The sequence below is a fragment of the Massilia sp. CT11-108 genome (genome assembly GCF_047302915.1).
Classification (GTDB): Bacteria; Pseudomonadota; Gammaproteobacteria; order Burkholderiales; family Burkholderiaceae_D; genus Telluria; species Telluria orientalis.
This window is the reverse complement of record NZ_JBKYMO010000760.1, coordinates 1-1,958: the sequence shown is the minus strand read 5'-3', so window position 1 is coordinate 1,958 and position 1,958 is coordinate 1. Positions and strand designations below refer to the sequence as shown.

Below are 1,958 nucleotides of genomic sequence, written 5' to 3'. Positions count from 1 at the left end.
GGCCGCGGCCGACCTGGCCGACATCCCCGGCGTCGTGCACGTCGCGAACGGGCTGGTGCACGCGCTCGATCCGAACGGGCGCATGGCCGGCGTGGCGGCGGCCAACCTCGGCCTGTTGCCGGAACAACTGCAGGCCGTGTGCCGCGAGACGGAAGGGCAGTTCGAGGAAGCGTGCCGCCTTTTGATGCAAGATTAGCCATGAACGACATTATCGAGAGGGCTGGCGCCATGGAGGCTCAGTCATGAACATGTTTTCCGCCACCGCGCGCCCGGATGCGCCCGCGGCCACGATCCTGTGCGTCGACGACGAGCCGAACATCCTCGCCGCGCTGCGCCGCCTGTTCCGCCGCGAACACTACAAGGTCCTCGTCGCGGGCAGCGCCGCGGCCGGGTGGGCCGTGCTGGAAGAAGAGCACGTCGACATCGTGATCTCCGACATGCAGATGCCGGAGGTGAACGGCACCGAATTCCTCGAACGCGTGCGCCAGCGCTGGCCGGATACGCTGCGCCTGCTGCTGACGGGCCACGCCGACCACGAGGCCACCGTCGGCGCGATCAACCGCGGCGAGGTCTATCGCTACATCACGAAGCCGTGGAACGAGGAGGCCATCCTGCTCGTCGTGCGCGACGCGCTGGAACGCCAGTCGCTGCAGCGCGAAAAGATCCGGCTCGAAGAACTGACGCGCCAGCAGAACGAGCAGCTGCGCGACCTGAACGCGAACCTGGAGCAGCGCGTGCGCGAACGGACTGCGGAATTGTCCGCAGCCCAGAAATCGCTGCAGGCCTCGCACGAACGCCTCAAGAACAACTTCCTCACGCTCATCAAGGTGTTCTCGAGCATGGTCGAGACGCGCGCCGGCGCCGTGCCCGGCCACGGCCGCAAGGTCGCCGACCTGGCGCGCCGCATCGCCATGCGCATGGGCCTGACCGCGCGCGAGGCGCAGGACATCTTCGTGGCGGGCCTGCTGCACGAAATCGGCAAAACCGGCTTTCCCGACGGCCTGATCGGCATTCCGGAATCCGTGCTGAAAGGTGACAATCTCGGGCTCTACCGCACCTACCCGCACCTGGGCGAACAGCTCCTGATGCCGCTCGAGGAATTGCGCGAGGCGGCACGCATCATCGGCGCCCACCGCGAGCGCTTCGACGGCGCCGGCTTCCCGGAAGGCATGGCCGGCTTCGACATTCCGCTCGGGGCGCGCATCCTGGCGGTGGCCCACGATTACGAGGCGCTGCAGCGGGGCCTGCTCGCGCAGCGCCGCGCGGATGCGGCGCAGGCGACGGAACTCGTCGCGGAAAGCCGCGGCAAGCGCTACGACCCGGAAGTCGTCGAAGCGTTCTACGATATCCGCACCGGGCGCAGCGTGGCCGAGGTGATCGCCGAAGTCGCGATGGGCACGGCCCAGCTCAAGCCGGGCATGGTGCTCAGCCGCGACCTGCTGTCCCCGGAAGGGACGCTGCTGCTGTCGGCCGACCATGTGCTGTCCGACCGGATGCTGAAGCAGCTCACCGAATACGAGCGCCGCTCGTCGATCGAATTACAACTTTTCGTGAAGTCAGGGTCTCCCGATGCGCCGCATTCTCATTCTTGACGACGAACCGTCCGTGCTGAGCGCGTTGCGGCGCACCCTGCGCGCGGCATTCCCGGCGGACGACGTCGTGATCGAAGCGTTCGACGAGCCGGAAGCGGCCGTGCTCCGTGCCGGCGAACAGGACTTCGACGTCGTCATCTCCGACTACCGCATGCCCGGCCTGAACGGTGCCGACGTGCTCCAGCTCATGAAAGGCCTGCAGCCGGAAGCGGTCCGCATCGTCGTGTCCGCGACGAAGGAAATCCTCGAGGTGGCCGACGCCGTGAACCGCGCCGAAGTGTTCCGCTACCTGGCCAAGCCGTGGCAGCAGGAAGAACTGGTCGCGACGGTGCGCGAAGCGTTCGCCCGCCGCGACCAGTTCTTCCT

Annotated in this window: 2 protein-coding genes and 1 pseudogene; all 3 read left to right on the top strand. The window is 67.5% G+C overall.

Annotated features, from left to right (window positions below):
• Positions 1-196 (top strand): annotated as a pseudogene (locus tag ACEN88_RS30360) (hypothetical protein); the annotation flags it as partial.
• A 46-nt stretch (positions 197-242) separates the two neighbouring features.
• On the top strand, positions 243-1,592 hold the full coding sequence (locus ACEN88_RS30355) for an HD domain-containing phosphohydrolase (protein ID WP_413345701.1): 1,350 nt from the start codon (positions 243-245) through the stop codon (positions 1,590-1,592).
• A partial coding sequence (locus tag ACEN88_RS30350; RefSeq protein WP_413345699.1) for a response regulator occupies positions 1,570-1,958 on the top strand: 389 nt, incomplete at its 3' end. The genes ACEN88_RS30355 and ACEN88_RS30350, both read left to right, overlap by 23 nt.